3 protein-coding genes are annotated in these 1908 nt (G+C 67.3%); 1 reads left to right on the forward strand and 2 read right to left on the reverse strand.

The window, feature by feature from the left end; genetic code table 11:
- The coding region (locus JYJ84_RS35480; protein ID WP_205190198.1) for an MFS transporter at window positions 1–1138 on the forward strand (1138 nt) is incomplete at its 5' end.
- Window positions 1139–1247: 109 nt separating this feature from the next.
- On the opposite strand, the gene JYJ84_RS35485 is transcribed toward JYJ84_RS35480, so the two are convergent.
- A complete protein-coding gene (locus JYJ84_RS35485; RefSeq protein WP_236027292.1) occupies window positions 1248–1442 on the reverse strand; it encodes a hypothetical protein in 195 nt (64 codons plus the stop codon).
- Between the two features lie 185 nt (window positions 1443–1627).
- Window positions 1628–1908: glutathione S-transferase C-terminal domain-containing protein (locus JYJ84_RS35490; protein WP_374102163.1), on the reverse strand; the 281-nt coding region annotated here is incomplete at its 5' end.

Genomic DNA, 1908 nt, shown 5'->3' on the forward strand with positions numbered 1-1908 from the left:
GATGATCATGATGGCCGTCGGCACCTTCGCGATCGGCCTGATCCCCAGCTACGCATCGATCGGCATCATGGCGCCCGTGCTGCTGCTCGTCGCCCGCCTGGTGCAGGGCTTCTCGACCGGCGGCGAGTATGGCGGCGCCGCCACCTTCATCGCCGAATTCTCGACCGACAAGCGCCGCGGCTTCATGGGCAGCTTCCTCGAGTTCGGCACGCTGATCGGTTACGTGCTGGGCGCCGGTGTCGTCGCGCTGCTGACCGCGTCGCTGTCGCAGGAAGCGCTGCTGTCGTGGGGCTGGCGCGTGCCGTTCCTGATCGCCGGCCCGCTCGGCCTGATCGGTCTCTACATCCGGATGAAGCTCGAGGAAACGCCCGCGTTCAAGCGCCAGGCCGAAGAGCGCGAAGCGCAGGACAAGGCCGTGCCGAAGGCGCGCTTCCGCGAAACGCTGATGCGCAACTGGCGTGCCCTGCTGCTGTGCGTCGGCCTCGTGCTGATCTTCAACGTGACCGACTACATGGTGCTGTCGTACCTGCCGAGCTTCATGTCGTCGACGCTGCACTTCGACGAATCGCACAGCCTCGTGCTCGTGCTGATCGTGATGGTGCTGATGATGCCGCTGACGCTCGCCGCCGGCCGCCTGTCCGACCGGATCGGCCGCAAGCCCGTGATGCTCGCCGGCTGCGTCGGCCTGCTCGTGCTGTCGATCCCGTCGATGATGCTGATTCATGCGGGCACCACCGTGTCGGTGTTCGGTGGCCTGCTGATCCTCGGCGTGCTGCTGTCGTGCTTTACCGGCGTGATGCCGTCGGCGCTGCCGGCGCTGTTCCCGACCGAGATCCGCTACGGCGCGCTCGCGATCGGCTTCAACGTGTCGGTGTCGCTGTTCGGCGGCACGACACCGCTCGTCACCGCGTGGCTGGTCGACGTCACGCACAACCTGATGGTGCCCGCGTACTACATGATGGGCGCCGCCGTGATCGGTATCGTGTCGGTCGTCGCGCTCGCCGAAACCGCACGTCAGCCGCTCAAGGGCTCGCCGCCGGCTGTCGCGTCGCGCCGCGAAGCCCACCAGCTCGTGCGCCAGATGCGCGAGGACGACGAATCGGAGATGTACGGTGTCGTGTCGCCGGCACGCGCCTGAGCGTCGCCCATGAAAAAGCCCCGGCCGAAGCCGGGGCCCGATCGAACCCGATCCGCCCGACCGGCTTGCACCGGCCGGGCTTTTTTTCATTCATTCGACGCCAGCGCCCTCATGCCTGCGCTTCGCAGTGGCGGCAGAAAATCAGCGCACGGGAGCGCGACACGGCGGCCTGTGCGCCACGCGCCGCGACGATCAGCCCGACCTGACCGAGATTGAAATCGCGCTCGACCATCAACTGCGTCAGCGCGGCAAGCGGCAACACGACGGACGGGTGGTACAGGCTCGATTCGATCAGGGCTTTCATCTTGGGCTCCATCAGGCAACGCGTGATTCGATGGAGTGGATTCTAGGGACCGGCCGCTTCCGGATAAACAGCACGAATGCGAAGTCACTTGTCAGCCGCCGAGAACAATCGGCAAAGGCTTGCCTGGCAAGGCCGAGCGAGCGGCGCACAGCGACGCGGGACCGCGTCGCGCGCCGCCGCGACACCTAGACGAGCGGTGTTTCGACGAATGCCGGCAACGCTTCCGCCCGCGCCGAATGCGCGGCCAGCGCCGGATAACGGGCCGGGTCGATCCGCGCGAGCACCGGGTAGTCGGCCGCCATGAACTGTGTGAAACGCCATGCCACCGCGACCGTCACGTCGGACTGCAGCAGGCGCGCACCGCCGAACCAGCCGTTCGCGGCCGCGACGAGCGGTTCCAGTGCGCCGTATGCGCCCTCGATCTGGCTCAGCACGCGCTCGAGCCACGGCGCGTGCTGCTTGTCGG

Source organism: Burkholderia sp. LMG 13014, assembly GCF_905232215.1.
Taxonomy (GTDB): Bacteria; Pseudomonadota; Gammaproteobacteria; order Burkholderiales; family Burkholderiaceae; genus Burkholderia.

Coding starts and splice junctions, on each gene's coding strand:
- JYJ84_RS35485 (WP_236027292.1), bottom strand. CDS start 1,442: ATGAAAGCCCTGATCGAATCGAGCCTGTACCACCCGTCCGTCGTGTTG.